Annotated in this window: 16 protein-coding genes; 13 read left to right on the top strand and 3 right to left on the bottom strand. The window is 72.2% G+C overall.

What is annotated here, in order from left to right; genetic code table 11:
• Nucleotides 1–289: 289 nt before the first annotated feature.
• The 3 genes from ABD230_RS14885 (at nt 290) to ABD230_RS14875 (ending at nt 4,882) form a co-directional block, all read left to right on the top strand.
• Nucleotides 290–1,090: a hypothetical protein gene (locus ABD230_RS14885; protein ID WP_344376059.1), complete on the top strand. Its 801-nt coding sequence runs from the start codon at nt 290–292 to the stop codon at nt 1,088–1,090.
• A 76-nt stretch (nt 1,091–1,166) separates the two neighbouring features.
• Nucleotides 1,167–3,776, top strand: a complete 2,610-nt coding sequence (locus ABD230_RS14880) for an ATP-dependent Clp protease ATP-binding subunit (RefSeq protein ID WP_344376058.1) — start codon at nt 1,167–1,169, stop codon at nt 3,774–3,776.
• Between the two features lie 323 nt (nt 3,777–4,099).
• The gene (locus ABD230_RS14875) at nt 4,100–4,882 is read left to right on the top strand and encodes an alpha/beta fold hydrolase (protein WP_344376056.1); all 783 of its coding nucleotides are present in this window, start codon (nt 4,100–4,102) and stop codon (nt 4,880–4,882) included.
• 178 nt (nt 4,883–5,060) lie between these two features.
• Here the strand turns inward: ABD230_RS14875 and ABD230_RS14870 are convergent, their stop codons facing one another.
• A complete protein-coding gene (locus ABD230_RS14870; protein ID WP_344376054.1) occupies nt 5,061–5,747 on the bottom strand; it encodes a class I SAM-dependent methyltransferase in 687 nt (228 codons plus the stop codon).
• Between the two features lie 148 nt (nt 5,748–5,895).
• Here ABD230_RS14870 and ABD230_RS14865 point away from each other — a divergent pair, with 148 nt between their 5' ends.
• The 3 genes from ABD230_RS14865 to ABD230_RS14855 are packed head-to-tail and all read left to right on the top strand — an operon-like array spanning nt 5,896 to nt 14,346.
• Nucleotides 5,896–6,366 (top strand): hypothetical protein, encoded by a 471-nt coding sequence (locus ABD230_RS14865; RefSeq protein ID WP_344376050.1) that lies wholly within the window; start codon nt 5,896–5,898, stop codon nt 6,364–6,366.
• 4 nt (nt 6,367–6,370) lie between these two features.
• Nucleotides 6,371–11,344 carry a hypothetical protein gene (locus tag ABD230_RS14860; RefSeq protein WP_344376047.1) on the top strand — a complete coding sequence of 1,658 codons (4,974 nt, stop codon included), beginning with the start codon at nt 6,371–6,373 and terminating at the stop codon, nt 11,342–11,344.
• A complete protein-coding gene (locus ABD230_RS14855) occupies nt 11,341–14,346 on the top strand; it encodes a hypothetical protein (RefSeq protein WP_344376045.1) in 3,006 nt (1,001 codons plus the stop codon). Before ABD230_RS14860 ends, ABD230_RS14855 begins: the two co-directional genes overlap by 4 nt.
• Nucleotides 14,347–14,444: 98 nt before the next feature.
• Here the strand turns inward: ABD230_RS14855 and ABD230_RS14850 are convergent, their stop codons facing one another.
• Complete coding sequence (locus ABD230_RS14850; protein ID WP_344376043.1) at nt 14,445–15,089, bottom strand: TetR/AcrR family transcriptional regulator; 645 nt, start codon at nt 15,087–15,089, stop codon at nt 14,445–14,447.
• Nucleotides 15,090–15,133: 44 nt separating this feature from the next.
• On the opposite strand from ABD230_RS14850, the gene ABD230_RS14845 reads away from it, so the two are divergent.
• From ABD230_RS14845 to ABD230_RS14825, 5 genes are all read left to right on the top strand, one after another.
• Nucleotides 15,134–15,739 carry a dienelactone hydrolase family protein gene (locus ABD230_RS14845; RefSeq protein WP_344376041.1) on the top strand — a complete coding sequence of 202 codons (606 nt, stop codon included), beginning with the start codon at nt 15,134–15,136 and terminating at the stop codon, nt 15,737–15,739.
• Between the two features lie 119 nt (nt 15,740–15,858).
• Nucleotides 15,859–18,225 carry an arylsulfatase gene (locus tag ABD230_RS14840; RefSeq protein ID WP_344376038.1) on the top strand — a complete coding sequence of 789 codons (2,367 nt, stop codon included), beginning with the start codon at nt 15,859–15,861 and terminating at the stop codon, nt 18,223–18,225.
• A gap of 125 nt (nt 18,226–18,350) precedes the next feature.
• Nucleotides 18,351–18,824 (top strand): sigma-70 family RNA polymerase sigma factor, encoded by a 474-nt coding sequence (locus ABD230_RS14835; RefSeq protein ID WP_344376035.1) that lies wholly within the window; start codon nt 18,351–18,353, stop codon nt 18,822–18,824.
• Complete coding sequence (locus ABD230_RS14830; RefSeq protein ID WP_344376032.1) at nt 18,779–19,270, top strand: nuclear transport factor 2 family protein; 492 nt, start codon at nt 18,779–18,781, stop codon at nt 19,268–19,270. The genes ABD230_RS14835 and ABD230_RS14830 overlap by 46 nt, the downstream gene beginning before the upstream one ends.
• A gap of 72 nt (nt 19,271–19,342) precedes the next feature.
• Complete coding sequence (locus tag ABD230_RS14825; protein ID WP_344376029.1) at nt 19,343–19,933, top strand: dihydrofolate reductase family protein; 591 nt, start codon at nt 19,343–19,345, stop codon at nt 19,931–19,933.
• Here ABD230_RS14825 and ABD230_RS14820 read toward each other — a convergent pair.
• Nucleotides 19,930–20,187, bottom strand: a complete 258-nt coding sequence (locus ABD230_RS14820) for a DUF4190 domain-containing protein (RefSeq protein WP_344376027.1) — start codon at nt 20,185–20,187, stop codon at nt 19,930–19,932. The genes ABD230_RS14825 and ABD230_RS14820 overlap by 4 nt on opposite strands.
• Before the next feature lie 362 nt (nt 20,188–20,549).
• Between ABD230_RS14820 and ABD230_RS14815 the strand changes: the two genes are divergently transcribed.
• Nucleotides 20,550–21,281 (top strand): hypothetical protein, encoded by a 732-nt coding sequence (locus tag ABD230_RS14815; protein WP_344376025.1) that lies wholly within the window; start codon nt 20,550–20,552, stop codon nt 21,279–21,281.
• Between the two features lie 132 nt (nt 21,282–21,413).
• Nucleotides 21,414–22,049, top strand: coding sequence for a VOC family protein (locus ABD230_RS14810; RefSeq protein WP_344376022.1), 636 nt, complete (start codon nt 21,414–21,416; stop codon nt 22,047–22,049).
• The last annotated feature ends 90 nt before the right edge of the window (nt 22,050–22,139 follow it).

Genomic DNA, 22,139 nt, shown 5'->3' with positions numbered 1-22,139 from the left:
GATCGTACCCTGTCTTCGCGCACTCATATGATCCTGCAGTGCCCTCGAGGTCGAGAGTGAGCCGATGAATATCGGCGTGGCGCACAGCCTGACGCTTAGGTGCGGCGCCTCGGCATGCGGCAATTCCGCTAAGATTCGCATAGCGTCGCGAGCGCCTTGTGGCCTCTAAGTATCGACATGAGGGAGTCGCCAAATGACTGAGAATTTGCGTGAACTTCGGCCAGGCATTGACTATTCACTTTGGCCCCAGCTCAAATGGACGCGGGCTCGTCAGTTGGGGAGTGAGTTTGTGAACTCTATCGAGTTGTACTCGACCAGCGTGACCAAAGGATTAACCGCCGAGTTCTCGGAAGACCGGCGGACCGTGACATTCTGCGCTCGAATCGCGCACGCCGCGCCTGTGTATGAATGGTCGCTCTTGCTGAGCGACACCATTCACAATTATCGGTCTGCGCTTGACGCCTTGGCCTGGGAAGTTGCACATCTCGATGGGCGGACGCCGCACCCTCGTCATCTTCGACGGATCTACTTTCCTATTTGCAGGACGAAGAAGGATTGGGAGGAACAGGTGAAGGGGCCTCTGTCGTCCGTGCCAAATGACATACTTGAACGACTCCACGCCGTTCAGCCATACCCATTTGTGCCCGTCGAGGAGGGGATTTTCGTCATTCTCCACGAGTTGGATATCGAAGACAAGCACCGAGGTCTTCTCCGCGCTGACGTGATCGCGCGAGACAAGCACCACGTCGTGTTCGCTGCGGAGCTTGAAGGTGGAGGAGAATTCTTCGATCACGCCGTTAACGGCGGCTGGGAATGGATCGCGGGAACGGATCCGGTTCAAGATGGAGATCCGATCTTCCGAATCATGGCAGACGTTCCGATCCAGACGGCCGAGTCCGAAATGGCCTTGCCTGTTAGTGTCGCCGTCTCGCACGCGGGCCGACTGCATGACGTCTTCGAGTTGTTGCCCATGATTGACCAACAGGTTGCAGACACCTTTGGGATGGTTGAAGCCGGCTCCGTACTGCAGCGTCACGACCTTCGTCCCGCGACGCTCGACTACTCGGCTGACTCAGCCTCGTCGCACTAAGGGTCACGGGAATACGGGGGGCGCCACGGCGTTGAAGTTGAGCGTACCCAACTCAAGTTCCCCCAGGAGGACCTAGGTGCCAGACGACTTCAACGAGGCCGGCTCGAGCTCGTTCGACGAGTTCCTGAGCCGCTACCTCGCGGGTGAGCAGGCCAGGCAGGCGCGGTCGATCGACCTCAGCCGGTTCCTGACCTCGCGCACCCAGAGCATCCTGCAGCGTGCCGGACGATTCGCGCTCGAGCGCGGACAGACCGAGCTCGACGCGCTGCACATCCTGCGCGTCATCGTTGAGGACGAGTCCGTCGCGCAGGCGATCACGCGCGTCGGCGCTAGCCCCGAGCGCATCATCACGGCGACCGAGGCGCGGCTGCCCGCGGCATCCGACACCGCCGACGCCAACGCGGCGACGATCACGCCCTCGGCGTCCCGCGCGCTGTTCCACGCGTACCAGGTCGCACGCTCGAGCGGGTCGACGTACATCGACCCCGAGCACCTCTTCTTCGCGCTCGTGCTCGGGCAGGACGCCCCCGCCGGGCAGGTGCTCGCGCGCGCCGGCGTCACGGCCGAGGCGCTCGCGGCCGGCCTGGGGGAGCACGTGGCATCCGACCCGTCCGCCGGCCCCGAGGTGGGCGGCATGGGCGAGCAGACGGATGCCGCGGCATCCGCCACGCCCATGCTCGACAAGTTCGGGCTCGACCTCACCGAACGTGCAGCGAACGGCGAGCTCGACCCCGTGATCGGTCGTTCCGACGAGATCGAGCAGACCATCGAGATCCTCAGCCGCCGCACGAAGAACAACCCCGTGCTGATCGGCGAGGCCGGCGTCGGTAAGACCGCGATCGTCGAGGGCCTCGCCCGCGCGATCGTCGAGGAGAACGTGCCCGAGGCGCTGCTCGGCAAGCGCGTCGTCGCCCTCGACCTGCCCGCCATGCTCGCCGGCACCCGCTACCGCGGCGACTTCGAGGAGCGCCTCACCAAGACGATGGAGGAGATCGCCGCCAACAAGGGCGAGCTGATCGTCTTCGTCGACGAGGTGCACTCGGTGGTCGGCGCCGGCGGTGCCGGTGAGGGCATGGATGCGGGCAACATCCTCAAGCCCCGCCTCGCCCGCGGCGAGCTGCACCTCGTGGGCGCGACCACGCTCAAGGAGTACCGCACCATCGAGAAGGACCCCGCGCTCGAGCGCCGGTTCCAGCCGGTTCGCGTGGGGGAGCCCTCGATCGAGGACTCCGTGCTGATCCTGCAGGGCCTGCGACCCGCGTACGAGGAGCACCACGGCGTCACCTACACCGACGACGCGCTGCGTGCCGCCGTCGAGCTCTCCGCGCGGTACCTCACCGACCGCGTGCTGCCCGACAAGGCCATCGACCTCATCGACCAGGCCGGCGCGCGCCTGCGCCTGAAGCTGGGCGTGAAGGTGGATGTCTCCGCCCTCATCGAGCGCCTCGCCGACCTGGAGGCCGACAAGAACGCGGCCGTCCGCGCCGAGCACTACGAGGAGGCGTCGCGCATCCGCGACGAGATCGAGAAGGTGCAGGAGCGGCTCGACGAGGCGACCGAGAAGGCTGCCGCGCAGGGCCGTGCCGTGGCATCCGCTTCGCCGGATGTCGCGGACGCGACCTCGACCGTCATCGACGAGGCGCAGATCGCCGCCGTGATCTCGCGGGCCACCGGCATCCCGGTCAACCGCGTCACCGAGGGCGAGCGCGAGCGCCTCGCGAACCTCGAGGGCGAGCTGCACGCCCGGGTCATCGGGCAGGACGACGCGGTCACCGCCGTCTCCCGCTCGGTGCGGCGCAACCGCACCGGCATGGGCGACGCGAAGCGGCCGGTCGGGTCGTTCCTGTTCCTCGGCCCGACCGGCGTCGGCAAGACCGAGCTGGCGCGCGCGCTGGCGTCGTCGCTGTTCGACGACGAGGGTGCGATCATCCGCTTCGACATGAGCGAGTTCGGTGAGCGGCACACGGTGTCGCGGCTCGTCGGCGCCCCTCCCGGCTATGTCGGGTACGACGAGGCCGGGCAGCTCACCGAGCGCGTGCGGCGCAACCCGTACTCGATCGTGCTGTTCGACGAGATCGAGAAGGCGCACCCCGACGTGTTCAACCTGCTGCTGCAGGTGCTCGACGACGGACGCCTGACCGACGGCCAGGGTCGCACGGTCGACTTCCGCAACACGGTGGTCATCATGACCTCGAACCTCGGTTCGGAGTTCCTCGCGTCACGGTCGGGTGCGCTCGGGTTCGTGGCGTCGGCGGATGGCTCGGGGTTCTCGTCTGCTGACGACGTGCGCGCTCGGGTGATGGGCAAGGTGCGCGAGGCGATGCGGCCGGAGTTCCTGAACCGCATCGACGAGATCGTGCTGTTCCAGAAGCTCTCGTCCGCTGAGATCGCTGAGATCGTTCGCCTGATGCTGGGCGCGACGTCGGCGCGGCTGGCCGCGCGCGAGATCGCGTTCGAGGTGACGGATGCCGCGGTGGCGCTCCTCGCGGAGCGCGGCTACGAGCCCGAGTACGGTGCCCGTCCGCTGCGTCGCCTGATCCAGCGCGAGATCGACGACCGCATCGCCGACCTCTTCGTCACCGGCGCCCTCGGCGACGGTGAGGCGGTGCGGGTGGATGCCGCCGACGGCGAGTTCGTCGTGGCATCCGTGCCGAACGCGACCGTCGACCTGGCGCCGGCGGCGTAGGCCGGCGGCGGGCTCCCGTCTGAGCAGACGGAGCGCGCCGGTTGGACGGTATTCGGCGCCCGGCATCCGCTCGAGCCGCCGGATTTCGTCCATTCGACCGGAACGGCCCGGCACCCGACCCGGGTGCCGGGCCGTCGTCGTGCGGGCACCCCGACCCGTGCGGGGCGGACCCCGAACTGGGGCCGTCGCGCCGTCGAAGATGAGATAAATTCAGTTTCAGGACTGCGGCCTTGCTCGGAACGGGGGATTCGGCGATGTGGCAGTACGGGAATGAGACGCGCGGCCGACGGCGTGACCGATGGCGACGAGCCGCCACCGTCGGGGTGGCGCTCGCTGCGGCGGCCGCGCTCAGCGCCTGCGGCGGCGGGGAAGCGCCGACGACGGATGCCGAGGCATCCGCTTCACCGTCAGCGGGCCCGCGGCAGGGCACCGTCGAGTTCGACGGCACCACGGTCGGGTACGTGTGCTTCGGCGAGGGGAGCCCCGCTCTCATGCTCGAAGCGGGGACCGGCACGGCCGGCACCCGGTCGTTCCCGGCGCCGTTCATCGACCCGATCGCAGCGGTGACGACCGTGTGCACCTACGACCGGCTCGGCACCAGCGCCGCGAGCTCCCAGCCGCCCGACGATGTGCGGAGCCTCGACGATCTCGTGGCCGTGCTCGACGGCGCGATCGGCGCGCTCGGACTGGAACCGCCGGTGATCGTCGGCGGGCAGTCGGGCGGCGGGAACATCGCGATCGCCTACGCCGAGGCGCACCCCGACAAGGTCGCCGGGCTCGTGACGATCGACTCGTATCACGACGATCCCGCCAAGATGAAGGCCGAGCAGGACGCCGGCGGATTCGTGTGGCAGGAGGACCCCGAGCATATGGACTGGGTGCAGGCCTCGGTCGAGCAGGACGCCTATGCGATGCCGTTCGGCGAGTTCCCGGTGCTCGTCATCAGTGCGACCCAGGCCGACACGGGCGGCCCGCAGAACCAGGCCTTCTGGCTCGCGATCTCGCCGGACTCCGAGCAGGTCGTCGTCGAGGGTCCGCACGACCTGCAGTTCGCGAACCCCGAGGGCACGTCCGCCCCGATCGTCGCGCTCGTTTCGGGACGCTGAGTCGGAATCACGCGCACGCGAGCCGAGCCGACCGGCGCCGCGTACGCCGGCGCGGGCGCGTGACGCTCGCGTTCGGACAGAATTCGGCGCCCGGCATCCGCTCGGACCGCCGGATTCCGTCCAACGGAAGCACCAAGGCCCGGCACCCACGCGGTGCCGGGCCTTCCGCGCACCCGCCTCAGCGCGCGCGGCGCGCGAGCAGGGTCGAGTCGTGCACCTCCATCGACTCGCCGTCGCGGATCATCGTGCGCGGGCGCTGCTCGACGACGAGCGCCTCGAAGTCGCGCGGCAGGGCGGGCAGCAGGTCGGCGGCGAGGAACATCGCGTCGCGGTGGCTCGCCGACAGACGCGTGAAGGCAGCGGATGGCGCGTGGCCGACGACGAGCAGGTGCCCGCCGGGCGCGACCGCACCGGCCAGGCGCCTGACGACGTCGACCATGCCGTGGTCCGGCGGGTGCAGGAAGTGCGTCGTCACGAGGTCGAACGACCGGCCGTCGGCGTCGAAGGTGCGCGCGTCCACCTGCCACCAGTCGGTGCGGTCGGCGACGCCCGCGGCCTCGGCGTGCTCCGCCGCGCGGGCGAGGCCGTTCGCCGAGAAGTCGGCGCCGGTCACGCGCCATCCCTGCTGCGCCAGCCAGATCACGTCGCCGCCCTCGCCGCAGCCGACGTCGAGCGCGGTGCCGGGCTCGAGAGCGGATGCCTCGGCGACGAGCTGCGCGTTCGGCCTCCCGCTCCAGCGTGACTCGCCACCGGAGTACGCCTCGTTCCACGCGGCCGGCTCGAACATCTCGGCGGCATCCTCGTCGCCGTGCTCGTGCCGGTGCCCGTGCCCCTGCCCGTGATCGTGCCGGTCGTGTTCCGCCATCCGTCGCCCCCTTGCTCTCCGCCAGCGTAGGTGCAGCCCGTTCCGGAGGAGGTGCGCCGAAACACCCTCGAACAGGGGGTCGCGCTGTCCCGCACGCGGGTGGAATCTGACCCTGTCATCGGTGCTCGACGGGGGAGGCGCCATGAACGTGATCTCGCTCGAATTCGCGGGGTATCTCGCAGGTGAAGTCGACTTCGCCACGGTGCGCGGTCGGCACCCCACAGGTCCGGGAACGGTCCGCGATCAGCTCGACGACGCCGTGCAGCGACTCGCGACGACGGTCGAGGCGAACGGCGCGTTCGGACAGTTCGCCGCCATGACCGTGGTCGGGTTCTCCGACCGCGTCGACACGCAGGGCGTCAGCTGCGACCAGCGACGGGCGAAGGAGTCGAGCGCGTCGTACGATCGCGCCTCCTCCGCCTGGCAGTGGCTGCAGCAGGAGGTCCTCGGTAACCTGATGACCCCGCGCCCGGACTGGTGGAACTCCTCCGGCGTCGTGACCTGGTTCGTGGTTCCGACGGGCGCCGCGATCCTCGCCCACGATCCGCCGAACGGGGAGGCCGAGCGACGGCTGAACCGGCGCGTGAAGTTCGTCTTCAGCTTCTTCGAGACGCCGTGATCCGATGAACCTGCTCGAGAAGGTTTCGGGCAGCGGATGGGCGGACGGCATCGTCATCGGCGATGACGCCCGCGCACTGCTCGAGGCGCTGGAGGATGCCGGAACGCCCGATCGACGTGCGACGCTCGCGACCGTGGCCATCGTCCCGGGCGCGCTCGGCGCACAGCTGCCCGCCGGCGCGGCGATCAGCTGGACGCTGGCGCGCGCGGGCGCCGGCTTCCGGATGACCCTGACGTTCGCCGGGACGACCTCGCTCCCCTTCCCCGACGTCCAGGCGGCGACCCGCACCGACGTCGGCACCGGAGTCCGGCGGCGCGCACGACTGAGCCCGGCCGGACCGCTCACGGCCGCGCTCACCGGCGACGTCGTGATCGAGGGCCGCCCGCACAAGATGGCGACGATCGCGGCGCCTGCCCTCGGCCTCGCGCCGAGCAGCCCCCACCTGCTCTTGCCCTCGGGGATCGGCCTGAGTGTCCCGTCGCCGCTGCGGCTCTCCGCGCGCAACGCCCTCGAGGTCGTCCTGCCCGACGCACTGCCGCTGCTCGGCGGCCTCGTCGTACCGGCCGACCTCGCGTTCGACGGCGGCGCGATCGAGGCCGAGGTACCGGTCCGGTTGCGCGACCCGGACCCCACTGTCGACGGCGCTCTCGCCTGGCGAACCGGGCCGGATGCCGACCTGCGCGACCTCGTTCCCGTCTCGGTGTCGCTCGCCCTGACCCTGCCCGACGGGCCGCTCGGACCGCTGCCGACCGGCGACCCGAGGATCCGGCTCCGCGTCCAGGCGTCGCGCCCGGTCGAAGCTCCCGCGGCCTTGCGGCTCGCCGTCGGCGTGGACTCCGACGCCCCGGAGGGCATCGTGCACGTCCCGCACGCGCCGTCGGCCAAGGTGCCGGGCGCGGTGGTCGCGCTCGCGCCCGGGGTCCTCGCCGAGACCGGCGGCGCCGCGGCATCCGTCGCCGCCCTGCTGGCCGGGGCGGCGTTCGCGCAGGCGGTCACCACCGCGGGCGGCTACACCGTGCACTCCGCCGACATCGAGGCGGCGACGGCGGACGGCAGGCTGTCGCTCCGCCTCGACGTGTCGGGCTCGGTCTCGATCGCGCCGTGGGCGGTCTCGACCTTCCTGAAGATCAGCATGGATGCCGCGCGGCCGATGCGGGTGCGCTGGCGCGAGGTGCGGGCCACGATCGACCCCTCGCGGACGGGCGCCGAGGCCGTCCGCCTCGACTTCGCCGACGCACGGGCCGAGATCCTCGATCCCGGCGGATGGCGCGTCGAGACGGCGCAGAACCTGTTCGAGATCATCGGCACCCGATCGGGCAGCGGGTCGACGTGGTTCGAGGTCGACCTGCGTTTCACCTACGACCTCGGTCCGGTCCGAGTCCGCGGCGCGACCGTGCGGGCGACCTGGGACGGCGGGACGGTGCGGTACGGCATGCGCGGGCTGGAGGCCTCCATCGAGGTGCCCGGGCTCGTCAGCGCCGGCGGGGCCGTCTCGCTCGTCGACGGAATCGAGGTCGTGCTCTGGGCGGAGCTGATCCCGCTCGGTGCGAGCGGCTTCCTGGTCTTCCGCACCGCCACCGAGGGCGGGGTCACCCGGTACGAGTTCGCCCTCGGCGTCGACCTGCCCGTGCCCATTCCGCTCGGGCCCACCGGACTCTCGCTCTACACGGTCGCCGCGACGTTCGGCAGCAACTCGGCCATGCCGGCGCTCGATCCCGCGGACCCGCTCCTCGCCCTGCGGAAGTGGCAGCCCTGGGACGCCCTCGTCACACGCGAGGGCGAGCTCACCCTCGGCGCCGGCGTCGTCGTCGGAACCGGGCCCGACGCCGGCTTCGCCTTCAACGCGCTGGGCTCGTTCGGCATCCAGCTGCCCGATGCGGCGCTGCGCATCGCGCTCGACGCCCGGTTCCTGCACGCGCGCCAGAAGGCCTCCGACCTGCCCCGGCTGCGCGAGCACGCCGACGGCGTCGATGCCGGACTGCAGCTCTTCGGCGGCCTCGCAGTGTCGGGGAGCGAGGTCGTCGTCGGCGTGCTCGGCCGCTACGACATCCCGCACGTGCTGTCGATCCGGGTGCCCGTCGTCGGGCGATTCCCCTTCGGTTCGTCCGCCTGGTTCCTGCACGCCGGCAGCGACCAGGTCGGAGGCCGCACCCCGGCGCCGCTCTCGGCCACCGTGTTCCCCGGCCTCGATCCGCTCCAGGTGGAGGGCCACGGCTTCGTCATGATCGACGGCGGCGGCATCCCGAACGTCGCGGGCACCGGCACCGACCTCGGCGGGTTCGCGGTCGCAGTCGGGGCCGGATTCACGAAGACCTACGGCGTGCGGCCCGTGCTCTGGGCCGAGGTGAGCGCCGAGTTCGTGGCCGGGATCGGCACGCGGCCGTTCATGCTCTGGGTCACGGCGAAGCTCCGCGGCGGCGCCGGCATCGGGCCGTTCAGCGTCGGGGTCGATACGACGATCACGATCCAGATCGGCCCGGACACGCGAGTGGACGTCGCGTTCAGCATCTGCGTCTCGATCGACCTGTGGCTCACGACCCTCCGCGGCTGCATCGAGATCGGCACGCTCGACAGCGACCCCGCCGACGCGCCCGTGCCCGCCGACGACGACTGGCCGTTCCCGACGTCCGCGCTCGCCGACGGCATCGGACGCATCCACGTCGAGGGCGTCGCGACGGCCGAGCCGCCCGTGGCGAGCACGAACCCCGCGCCGCCGGACTGGAAGGCCGTCCCGACCGTGTGGCCCGATGCCATCCCGCTGCTGAGCTTCCCGATCGCACCGGTGGTCGAGGCGCCCGGGGTGCCGCTTCCCGGCGGAACCCAGAACGGCGGGATCACCGGCTCCGGCACCTACCGCTTCCGATGGGTCCTCGCCGACCTCGCCCTCGAGCGGATCGGCGACGACGGCGCGGTCGCGGCATCCGTCCCGCTCGGCAACTCCGCCTGGCAGGCGGCGCCGGAGGACGTCGCCGTGACCTCCGGCCTCCGCCAGCTGGCGCTGCTCACGACCAGCCGCGGCGTCTCGCTCATCCACCAGAGCCCGCGGTACACCGGGCTCGACCGCCATCCGATGCGCGGCGTGGCGGGCCTCTGCGGGTGGGACCCGGTCCTCGCCCGCGCGTGGAGCTTCGGCATCGACGCCGTGCCCGACGGATCCGGCGGATGGCACGTGCCCGGCGGCTACGGCGAGTTCGCCCCGCTGTCGCTCGCGCAGTTCTCCCGTCCGATCGGGTTCACCACGGACTGGCGGATCGAGCTCCTCGGCGAGTTCGGGGAGATCCCCGCGCTCATGGCACCATCCGGGCCCTACCGGTTCGACCGCGCGCTCGAGGTGGAGGATGCGGCGATGGCAGGAGCGCTCGCCACCGGAGCGCCCGCCGAGACCGCGCCGTGGCATCCCGACCAGCCCGAACTGCTCCAGACCCTCACGGTCACGTTCGACGAACCCGTCGCCGACGGGGCGCTCTACCTTCTCGCCCGCGCCCCGTCATCCGATCTCGTCGAGGGGGCCCACCCGGCCGACGCCCGCGTCGACGGCGGAATCCAGCCGGTACCGCCGGAGGTGATCGACCGGTTCGGCGACGACGGCGACCGGTTCGTCGTCCGATTCGACCTGCCCTTCGGCAGCTCCACGCTGACGTGGACGCCGCCCTGGCAGGTCGCGGCGGACGTGCTGGGCCTGCACGCCATCGCGGTGACGGTGGCCGACCTGGCGACGACGGCGCGGTCGTCCACCCGCGGCATCGTCGACCGGGACCGCCAGGACGCGGACGCGCCGTGGAACACGCGGACGATGCTGAAGGCCGGAAGCAACTACCGGATCCGCGTCACCCTCCGCTGGGAGCGGCTGCACGACGGCGAGGCCGTCGCGTTCGTGCCGCCCGACGTCGCGCGCACCGTTCACTGGTTCTTCCGGACCGCACCGCCGCGGCCGGTCGCCGACCACGCCGCCGACGCCCCGTGGAAGGACCTGCGCTCGCCGGTGAGTGCGGTCGCGGTCGCCCTCGGGCGGAAGACCTTCGACCTGAGTTCCGTCCAGCGCTACTTCGACCGGTACAGCGTCGCCGACGGAGCGTCGCACGTCTTCACGACGGATGTCCCCGAAGCCCGGTTCTTCGCCGTGCACGTCGCGCAGCTGGCCGACGTCTACGGTCGGCGCCCCGTGCTGGTGCTCCGCAGGACCGACCGCCCCCGAGCGGCGGATGACCCGCCGGGGCCGACGATGCTCGCACACGGCGCGAAGATCGCCGGATCGCTCGGCATGCTCGTCGCCGAGGCGGCGCACGGGCTCGGCTGCACGGTGCCGCCGCCCGGCATCACCCTCAGGTGGCCGGGTGGGCTCGAGCGGAATGCGTCCTACGAACTCTCGGTGGCATTCGCGAACGGCGTCGAGCCGGTGCGCAGCGGCGACCCCGAGCTCGCGGGCGTCACCTTCTCGACCTCGTCGTTCACGGGACCGGAGGAGCTCATGCGGTCGTTCGGGTTCGTCACGGTGTCCCAGGCGGCAGCAGTCGCCGCGGCGCACTCGACCGGAGACCTCCCCGCGCCGGGAGGACCGCCGGGCGGGCCGACGGTGCTCACGGGCGACGCCGCATTCGAGGACGCGCTCGACGGGCTCGGCGTCGACCCCGGTGGTGCCGGCATCGCGTCGCGATCCACCGTCCTGTGGTGTCGGCTCGACGAGGGCTGGGCGGTCCGGGGCCTCCTCCTCGAGTCGGCCGAACCCCTCATCCGCGACGGCGGGCGACGGATGGCGCTGCAGGGCGCCCGGGTCGGCGGCACTGAGCTCCCCATCCGCCGGTTCAACCGGACCGGCACCCGCGCGCTCTGGCTCACGGCGGACCCGGTCGTCCCCGCCGGACCGTCCGTGATCGCGGTCGACGCGACCGAGCCGGGCACGGCGATCACGTCACGCCTCACGGTGCCGCCGGCGCCGCGCTTCACGTCGGCGCTCATGGCCGAGGCGGTGCGCGCATGAGGATCTCGGACTTCGCCGTGCCGGCCGACGCGATCGGACAGGCCGCGAACGTCGTCGGCGATGACCGCGTCCCGGACGGGGCGCAGTGGCGGGTCAGCCTCGGACGTGGGTTCCTGATGCCGGGCGGCCCGGTCGCGTTGCACCGCTGCCGGATCGAGCCGTCACCGGTCACCGGATCGAGCGCCGTGACGAGTTCGCGGGAGCTTCCCGCCGAGGTGGCGCCGGGTCGCCCGCTCGCGCTGTTCCCGCTGCGGTGGTCCGGCATGGTGCCCTTCTGGATCGAAGTCCACGGTGGCGGGCGACTGCGTGTCGCCGTGACAGCGCCGACGATGGCACGGAACCGCGCGGCGGTCGAGCTCGCCGCTGTCGACGAGCCGCCCTACCGCGTCGGCGCCGCGCCGCTGGTCACCGTGCTCGTCACCGGTGAGGGACACGTCGACGAGGTCACCGTCTGGTACCTCCCCGGGGACGCGGGGGTCGAAACGGAGCAGCTCTCGGTCGACGCGCTGCCCGACCGGTTCCTCGCGGAGTCGGGCGAGTTGCCGCCGGACCATCCGCTCCTCCGTGTGTACGCCCAACCGCAGGCGGGACACCTGAAGTGGGAGCGGAGGGTCCTCGAGGGCGCACCCTCGGTCGAGGTGCCGTACGCGCTCGTCTCGCCCGACCCCGCGTACCGCGAGGAACGCGAGCTCGACCGGGTGACGACGCTCGCCGGGGCCGATGCGTCGGTCGAGGCGTGGCTGCTGCACGCGGCGGAGGCCGCCGCACGCGGCGTCGACGACGCGATCGTGGTCGACGGCGCCGGCGCCGGCAGTCCTCCGGTCCGCGCCCGCCACCGCGCTGCCGAGTCGCTGGGCGTCGCGGCGCTCGATCCCGGCATCAGTCGCTGGCTCGCGCGATCCGGCACGATCGACGGCGGGATGATCGGCGACGGGCCCGACGGACTCGAGCTGCTCGTCGCACAGGTGCCGGGACTGTTCCTCGGTACGGCGGGGATCCTGCCCGACTTCGGCGGGAGCGCGGGGGAGTTGTACGACGCGGCGCTCGCCGACGGATGGAACAACCTGATCCGCTCGATCGTCGACCTGCCGGGCAACGGCTCCCGCACGGCCCTCCAGGTCGCGCTGCTCAACGTGCCGATCGTGTTCTCCACCGAGAGCCGCGCCGCACGACCGGCGGCTCCGATGCCCGCGCCGGCGGACCCGCCCGACTGGTACGCCGATCCCGAGACGGGCGGGGTCGGATGGCGCCAGTCCATCGCCCTGGGCGGAGTGGCGCCCGTCGGTCCCGTCTCGCTCGAGCAGGTGGCCCCGGGCGACCGGATGACGCTGCATCCGACGGTGGACGACGCCGTGGCCGCACCGATGACGGCGGCGTGGCCGAGCGGCGGCGGGTCGGCGACCGTGATCGCGTCGGTGCCCGTGCGCGGTGGGGCCGGCGACCCGCCGGACGTCACCTGGCGGCTGCGCGTCGGCGACTGGACCGGCCGCTGGAGCGACGCGGCCGAGCTGACCGGATCACCGCCGCCCCGGCCGCGCCCACCGGAGCCCGTGATCGAGGCATGGGCCACCGCCCTCGCGGCGATCCCGCCCGGGAAGACCTCCACCGCGACCGTCCGCGTGGACCTCTCGTTCGCGCCGTCGGGCGCGCCCGGATCGCTGCCGGTCGACCGGATCGAGTGGTCGGTCGACGCGGTGGCGCAGCCGCCGATCGTGCCGACGGCGGCCGAGCGGTTCACCGGCCTGCGGGTGTCGCGCGACCTCGCGGCGCCCGAGACGAGCCCCGGTGAATCGGCGACCATGCGGTTCGAGGCCGTCGTCGTCGCCGGCACGACGACGTCCGAACCGACCCGGTACGCGATCGCCGTCACCGACCCGCGACCGCTGCCGGCGCCGCGGATCGCACCCCGGCTGATGCCGACCTCCAGGCCGACCGCCGACCCGGAGGTGTCGATCACGCTGACGGTCGGTGGCGTGCCGCGCGACGGCGCGGTCCGCTTCCTCTTCGCGAACGAGACGGCGGTGCGCGCCGCGCTCGGCATCGCGGGTCCGGCGTTCCGCGCCACGCCCAGGCACGAGCGTGCGGCCGACCTGCGCCAGGCGGGCGGCGGCCCGGCGAGCGCATACTCCGCCGCCCTGCCCGAGCCGGTGCGTGCGCAGGACGGTCGCGCGACCGCCACGCTGCGGTTCCCGGCCGGCTCGAACGACCTCATCCTCGTACGCGCCCTGCCCGTCGCCATCACCGAGGACGCCGCCCATGTCCGGAAGGAGACCGCGTCGACGCCCTTCGCCGCGACGCAGCCCGCGTTCGTGGTGGTCCCGACGAGCGACGTGCCGGGCATCCCGATCGTGCACGCGACGGTCGCGGCGAACGGCCGCGTGAACGTCGAGGTGCGCCTGCCCGAGACGTCGACCGAGCGCTTCGGGGGCGGCCCGCCGGAGGCGCGGCTCGTGCAGGTCGTCGACGATGCTCCGCCGGCGTACTGGCCGGAGGTCGCGACCCTCGCGCTCGACCGGACGGAGGCGGGCGAACACGTCGGGCGGATCGCGCTGCCCGGACCCGCATGGACGCGCGTCGGCCTGGCCGCCGCGGTGCGGTACCCGGCCGAGCCGCTCGTCACCCCGGGCGCCGTCGTCGCGCCCGGCGACCTCGTGGCGGCGGGGCCCGGAGCGACCGCCACGACGGTGCGTGCCCCGTGGGGGCCGGTCTCCGCGCCGGGGTGGGTGGACGTGCCCGGGAAGATGCCGCGCGTCGAGGCGACGGTCGAGCCCGACGGCAGCTGGCGGATCGCGGTCAGCGACCTTCCGCCGGCGCGGCCGGACCATCCGTCGTTCACGGTGGAGCTCTACCGCGGGGCCGACACGCTCGTGCTGGAGTCCACGACGCCCGTCGACGCCGACCACGCCGAGTTCGAGGCGGGTCCATTCGTCGGCGATCGGGGCGCGGTGCTGCTGGTCGACCCGTTCGACCGGCGGGGCGCGCTCCACCGTGTGACCCCATGAACCGCGGCGCACGCCGCCGGGGTCCGGGGGAGACCTGACGCGGGCGATCGCGTCGAACCTGCCCGCGTCCGACCAGCCCCCGACATGGGAGCGGGAGATCAGGGGCGCGCAGTGCGTCCGGAGACGAGCCCGTCGAGCAGCCAGGCGAGCCCGCGCTCGAAGACGTCGTCGCCGCTCCACCGGGAGATCGGCTCGCTGAGCTCGGCGGTCACCCCGCCGAACGCGGCAGCGCGCTCCCGACCACGGCGATGGCGGGCCGAGGGGTCCGGGTCCTGCGTGCGGCCCGTCTCGAAGGCCGCCGACCCGATGGTGTGCACGAGCAGCACCTGGAGTCCGGTGACGGCGGCCGCGCCGTCGACCCCGGCCTCGCGGAGGGCGGTCAGCGTGATCTCGCCGAGGCGCAGGGCGTTCGGCCCGACCGACTGGCGCACGAGCGCGAACGGCACGAGGTCGGGGTGGGCGAGGAGCTCGCGGCGGCTGTCGCGCATCACGCGCTCGATGCGCTCGCGCCATCCGCCGTCGATCGGGGTGGGCACGCCGGCGAGCATCGCGTCGATGAGCTCGTCGACGAGCGCCGCCTTGTCGGCGACGTGCGCGTAGATGCTGTTCGGGGCGACGCCGAGTCGGTCGGCGACGCGGCGCATCGAGACGGCGTCGAGGCCGTCCTCGCGCAGGAGCGCCATCGCGGCATCCGTGACCTGCTGCCGGGTGAGGCCGGCCCGTTGTCCGGCGGTTCGTGCCATGCCGGCTATTGTACGCCGACCAATTGAGTTGTACACTGTCCAATATGAACGAGATCCTCCTCTTCCACCACGGCCAGGGCCTCACCGACGGCGTCCTCGCGTTCGCCGAGACGCTCCGCTCGGCCGGCCACGTCGTGCACACGCCCGACTACTACGACGGCCACGTCTTCGCCACGCTCGACGAGGGCGTCGCCTACCGCGACGAGATCGGCATCCCCGAGCTCGCGAACCGCGCCGTCGCCGTGGCGCAGTCGCTGCCGAACGAGCTCGTCTACGCCGGCTTCTCACTGGGCACGGGCCCGGCGCAGCTGCTCGCGCAGACCCGCCCGGGCGCCCGCGGCGCCCTGCTCATGTCGGGATGCCTCCCGGCTGCGGTCTTCGAGACGCCCTGGCCGTCTGGAGTGGCGCTCGCCGTCCACACCACCGAGCACGATCCGTGGGTCGACCTCGACGTCGCGCGCGGGATCGTCGGCGAGGCGAGCGGCGCGCTCGAGCTCTACCCCGGAGCGGCGCACCTGTTCGCCGACCCGACGAACGCCGACTTCGACGCTGCACTCGCGGCGCGCCTCGAGGCATCCGTCGTCGCGTGGCTCGAGGGGCTCGCGCGGTTCGACGAGCGGCAGCGCGAGGCCGGCGTGCCGGCCGCCTGAGCGGAGCCGGCGTCAGCGGCGCCGCGGGGGACGGAAGGCCCGCGCGCGCCGCCGGCCCCTTGTTACGTTCCGACCCGGAGGGCCGCACCGTCGCGGCACGGCCCAGTCTGGGGGAGACCATGTCCGAGGAACCGCAGCTGCGCGAGTACCGACCGGGAACGACGTTCCCCGGCGTGATCGGACGGACGTTCGACGAGTCGTCGCCGGCGTGGCCGGAGCCACTGCGGGCGCACGACGGCGCGCCCAACGTGCTGTTCATCGTCATCGACGACATGGGCTACGGGCAGCTCGGCTGCTACGGCAGCCCGATCCGCACCCCGAACATCGACCGCATCGCGGCCGGCGGCGTGCGCTTCGCCAACATGCACACGACCGCGCTCTGCTCGCCCTCGCGCACCTGCATCCTCACGGGTCGCAACCACCACTCCAACCACATGGCGGCCATCACCGAGACCTCCACCGGCTTCCCCGGGTACGACGGCAACGTGCCGTTCGAGAACGGGTTCCTCGCCGAGATCCTGAAGGGCCAGGGGTACAACACCTTCGCGCTCGGGAAGTGGCACCTCACGCCGACCGACCAGGCGACCGCGGCGGGGCCCTACGATCGGTGGCCGCTCGGCCGCGGGTTCGAGCGGTACTACGGGTTCCTCGGCGGCGACACGCACCAGTACTATCCGGAGCTCGTGCACGACAACCACCGGGTCGAGCCGCCGAAGACGCCCGAGGAGGGCTATCACCTCACGGAGGACCTCGTCGACCGCGCGATCACGTTCATCGCCGACGCGAAGCAGGTCGCCCCGACCAAGCCGTTCTTCACCTACTTCGCGACCGGCGCCATGCACGCGCCGCACCACGCGCCGAAGGAGTGGACCGACCGCTACGCCGGCATGTTCGACGACGGATGGGACGTCTACCGCGAGCGCGTCTTCGCGAAGCAGAGGGAGCTCGGCCTCGTGCCCGCCGACGCCGAACTGTCGCGGCACGACCCCGACGTGCAGGAGTGGGACTCGCTCTCGGCCGACGAGCGCCGACTGTACTCGCGCATGATGGAGGTCTTCGCGGGCTTCCTCGAGCACACCGACCACCAGATCGGGCGGCTGCTCGCGTTCCTCGACGAGCTCGGCGTGCTCGACGACACGCTCATCATGCTCATCTCCGACAACGGCGCGAGCTCGGAGGGCGGCCCGGCCGGGTCGATCAACGAGAACAAGTTCTTCAACTTCGTGCCCGACTCGCTCGAGCAGAACCTCGCCGCGATCGACGACCTCGGCGGGCCGAAGTACTTCAACCACTACCCGTGGGGCTGGACCTGGGCGGGCAACACCCCGTTCCGGCGGTGGAAGCGCGAGACGTACCGCGGCGGCATCAGCGATCCGTTCATGGTGCAGTGGACGAACCGCATCCCCGCGCGCGGCGAGATCCGCACCCAGTACGCCCACGCCATCGACATGGTGCCGACGGTGCTCGACCTGCTCGGGATCGAACCGCCCACCTCGATCCGCGGCGTGACCCAGTCGCCGATCGAGGGCGTCAGCTTCAAGGAGGCGCTCACCGATGCATCCGCTGCCTCGCTGCACACGACGCAGTACTTCGAGATGATCGGGCACCGCTCGATCTACCACGACGGATGGCGCGCCGTGTGCCCCTGGCCCGGAACCTCGTTCGCCGAGTCCGGGCGCGCGTTCGGCGACCCGATCACGGCCGACATCCTCCGCGAGCTCGACGCCGACGCGTGGGAGCTGTACCACGTCGCCGAGGACTTCGCCGAGAACCACGACCTCGCCGCGCAGTACCCCGACAAGCTCGTCGAGCTCATCTCGCTCTGGTACGTCGAGGCCGGCAAGTACCACGTGCTGCCGGTCGACGGCCGGGGGCAGCAGCGCTTCGCCGAGCAGCGCCCGGTGATCGCGAAGGACCGCTCACGCTACGTCTACTTCCCGCACACGTCCGAGGTGGCGGGCAGCGCCGCACCGCGGCTCGTGAACCGCCCGCACACGATCAACGCGCTCGTCGAGATCCCGGACGGCGGCGCCGAGGGCGTGATCGTCAGCCAGGGCGGCGTCGACGGCGGCTACAGCCTGTACCTCAAGGACGGCCGGCTGGTCTACACGTACAACTACGTGGCCGCCGAGTACTTCCACGTCACGAGCGACGCCGACGTGCCGACGGGGCGGCACGTGCTCAGCATGGAGTTCGCGCCGACGGGCCAGCCGAGCATCCGCGAGGGCAAGGGCACGCCGGCCGGCATCACGTTGTTCGTCGACGGGCACGAGATCGGCGGCGGCGACCTGCCGGTCACGATCCCGATCATGCTCGGGCTCGCCTCGGGCGTCTCGGTCGGGCTCGACGCCGGGGCGCCGCTGACGGATGCCTACCCCGCGCCGTTCCCGTTCACCGGCACGATCCACCGGGTGATGTTCGACGTGTCGGGCGAGCACATCGTCGACCACGAGGCGGAGCTGCGGGCCGCGCTCGCGCGGCAGTAGGCAGGTCGCGCCGGCGCGCGGCACGGCGGCCTCCGTTGGACGCGTTTCGGCGGCCGGCTGGGCCTGGTGCCGCCGAATTCCGTCCGACCGGCGCGGATGTGGGTGCCGGGTGACAGGATGGCGCCGTGCGCGCAGGATTCGAGGCATCCGTCGAGCCGCACCGGCGCGAGCTGCTCGTGCACTGCTACCGCATGCTCGGCTCGGCGCACGACGCGGAGGACGTGCTGCAGGAGACGCTGCTTCGCGCGTGGCGCGCGTACGACCGGTACGACCCGTCGCGTGCGTCGCTGCGCACCTGGCTGTACCGCATCGCCACGAACGCGTGCCTGAACGCCCTCGAGTCCCGCGCGTCGCGGCCGCTGCCGTCGAGCGTCGGTCCGGCGTTCGACGATCCCGACGCCCCGCTCACGCCCGCGCTCGACGTGCCGTGGCTGACGCCGCTGCCCGCCGACCCCGAGGCCGCGGCGGTCGAGCGCAGCCGCCTTCGGCTCCCCTCGTCGCCGCGCTCCAGCTGCTGCCCGCGCGGCAGCGCGCGGCGCTCATCCTGCGCGAGGTGCTCGACGTGCCCGCGGCCGAGGTCGCGGCCGCGCTCGACATGACGACCGCCGCCGTCAACAGCGCCCTCCAGCGCGCGCGGGCCCGGATCGCCGAGGCCGGCGTCGACCCCGAAGGTGCGGCGGAGCCGCCCGCCGAGCAGCGCGCGGTCGTCGACCGGTACGTGCGCGCGTTCGAGTCGGCGGATGTCGCGGCCATCACCGCGATGCTCGCGGACGACGTCGTGCTCGAGATGCCGCCGATGGCCAACTGGTACGCCGGGCGCGACGACTACGCCGGCTTCATGCGCCGCGTGTACCGCCTCCGCGGCACCGGATGGCGCACCGAGCCGCTCTGGGCGAACGGCGAGGCGGGCTTCGCGGCCTACGTCGACGGCCGGCTGCACACCGTGCAGCTGCTCACCGTCACGCAGGGCCGGGTCGCCCGGACGACCGTGTTCCAATCCGCCGAGGTGTTCGAGCTCTTCGGACTCGTCGCCGATCCGCGATGAATCCGGCGTCGCCGGTCGGTACGTACGGGTGAGGCTGGCGCCCTGCCGGTCCACCGCTTGCGAGGAGTCGCCATGGGCACCGTCATCGTCATCCAGTTCGTCACGCTCGACGGGGTCGTCGACGATCCCGACGGTCGGTGGGGCGCCGACTACGGCGGCTGGGCGTTCCGCTTCGGCCCCGAGGCGATCGCGGGCGACACGTTCCGGCTCGGGTCGACGCTCGACACCGGCGTGCTGTGCTTCGGCCGCCGCACGTGGGAGCACTTCTCGCGACTGTGGCCGGCACGCACGGGCCCCTTCCCCGACGCCATGAACGGCGCGCGCAAGGTCGTCGCGTCGCGCGGCGCGCCCGACCTCGGCGCGTGGGCGAATTCCGAGCTCCTGAAGGGCGACCTCCTCGACGGCGTCGACCGGCTCGCCGCCGAACGCGACGTCGTCGTGATCGGGAGCACGAGCATCGTGCGCGCGCTGCAGGATTCCGGCCGGATCGGCGAGTACCGGCTACTGACCTTCCCCACGGTGATCGGCGACGCGCACGCGACGCGGCTCTTCGAGGCATCCGCTGCGCTGCGTCTCGTCTGGGTCGACGCCGCCGGACCGGCGACGCTCACCGTGCTGGCCGCGGACGCCGGGTCCGCGGCCGGAGCGCTCGGACGCGCCTAGGAGTTGGCGGAGATCGCGAGGCCGCCGAAGATCAGGATGAACATCGCGGTCAGCGCGCCGAGCGCGACCGCGATCCAGCCGATGATCACGGCGGCGAGGGCGAGCCCCCGGCCCTTCTCGCCCGTCTTCTTGATCTGCGACAGGGCGATGTGGCCGAAGATGAGGCCGAGGATGACGGTGAACCAGACGGTCACGAATCCGATGATCGCGAAGACGTTCCAGCGGTCGGTCTGCGGGGTGGCGGGTGCACTCATGGCCGGAGGCTAGCGCGAGTCGCGGCGGCGCGGCACGGGCCGAAGGGCCCGACGTGCGGCAGCACCGTGCGGTACGCCCGCGGCAGGTGCGCGGCGCGACCTCGCGACGGCGTGCGCCGATCGGACGGAATGCGGCGCCCGTGGAGGCAGGCACCCGCCGGATCGCGTCCGATCGGCGGGCGGAGACGTGCCCGATGCGGCATGGCGGAAATCGCCCCTGACCGGCCCTGACGTCTGGTCGGAGACGCCTGTTCGGTGGCGTATCCCAGACGGGTCTGGTATGCAAGGGCATGTATCGCGCCCGCATGACGGGCACGATGTCGATGGAGACATCGCGATCCGAGCACCCAGAGGAGCGATCCATGCGAGCACGAGCACGTACCCTGACCATGTCCGCGCTGGCGGCGACCGCCGGCATCGCGCTGGCCCTGACGGCGGTGGCCGCACCCGCCTCCGCCGCCAAGCCCGTCCGAGGTGGCGGAACGACGACGACGGCCGTCTCGTCCGGCTGCAGCTCCCTCGACGGGCTGAAGGTCACGGCCAAGACCGTGAGCAAGACGATCACCCTCGCCGCGGGCGACAAGATCGGCATCTCCGTGTCGCCGGCGCGCTCCGGCGACCTGATCATCCTGAGCGGCTCGGCCGGGACCTCGATCTTCTTCAACGAGGCCCCCGCGACCACCGGGATGACGTTCACCGCTCCGTACTCCACGACCTACGGCCTCGGCTGGTCGCTCGACACCTCCGGCACGATCCCCAGCGACCTGACGTGGTCGTTCACGTGCACGGGCTCCGGCGGCTCCGGCGGCGGCACCACCACGTCCGACGCCGATCGCGATCGCGTCGCCGACAGCGCCGACGCGTGCCCGTCGACGACGCTGCCCGACAACATCTCGCGCCCGACGGCCGGCAAGTACTACGCCAACTCGGGCGGCACGTTCGTCGACGGCACGGGCAAGTCGTCCGGCCTCACCGTCGTCGACACCGGCGGCTGCTCGGCGACCCAGATCGCGAAGGCCCTGCGCCTGAGCAAGAAGGACTCCCGTTCGGGCATCAGCCTCTCGACGCTGACGAGCTGGGCGAACACGCACTGACCTGACACGGACGGGCCGGCGGCATCCGTCGTCGGCCCGTCCGCATGCCTGCCGTGGCGCGGCGGCAAGGTGCGCGGTGATCGAGCAGGAATCGAGAAGTGCCGGCGGCCGCGCGTCCGTAGCGTCGACGGCATGGACACCACCGACACCACCACCATCCGCTCCCTCGACGCCATCACCCTCGAGTCGTCCGATCCCGCGGCCGCCGAGCGCTTCGTGCGCGACGCCTTCGGCCTCGAGGGCCGCGTGCGCGTGCGGGCGACGGATGCCGCGACGAGCGGCTTCCGCGGCTACACGCTGTCGCTCATCGTCGCCCAGCCGGCCGACGTGCGCGCCCTCTTCGACGACGCCGTCGCCGCCGGCGCGAGCGTGCTGAAGCCCGTCCAGAAGTCCCTCTGGGGCGTGGGCGGATCGCTGCAGGCGCCCGACGGCTCGATCTGGAAGGTCGCGACCTCGGCCAAGAAGGACTCCGGGCCCGCGACGCGCGCGATCGAGCGGCTCGTGCTCCTGGTCGGCGCCGAGGACGTGACCGCCAGCAAGCGCTTCTACGCCGATCGGGGCCTCACCGTCGGCAAGAGCTTCGGCAGCTACGTCGACTTCGCGATGCCCGACGGCTCGATCGGGTTCGGGCTGTACAAGCGGCGCGCGCTCGCCAAGGACGCGGGCGTTCCGGCCGACGGCACGGGCTCGCGCCGGCTCGTGATCCACGGCGACGGCGGTGCGCTCACCGACCCCGACGGCTTCGCCTGGGCGCCGGCCGGCGCCTGAGTCGTCCGGACGGTCGTTGCGGGTGCGGTGCGTCGCGCACCCGCAGCAGCCGTCCACTCGAGCCGTCCGGTGGGGGAACCGGCGTCGACA

Origin of the sequence: Agromyces tropicus, assembly GCF_039531345.1 — a bacterium.
In the GTDB taxonomy this organism is placed as follows: domain Bacteria; phylum Actinomycetota; class Actinomycetes; order Actinomycetales; family Microbacteriaceae; genus Agromyces; species Agromyces tropicus.
Note: the sequence above shows the minus strand (reverse complement) of the source record. Positions and strands in the feature narration are given on the sequence as shown.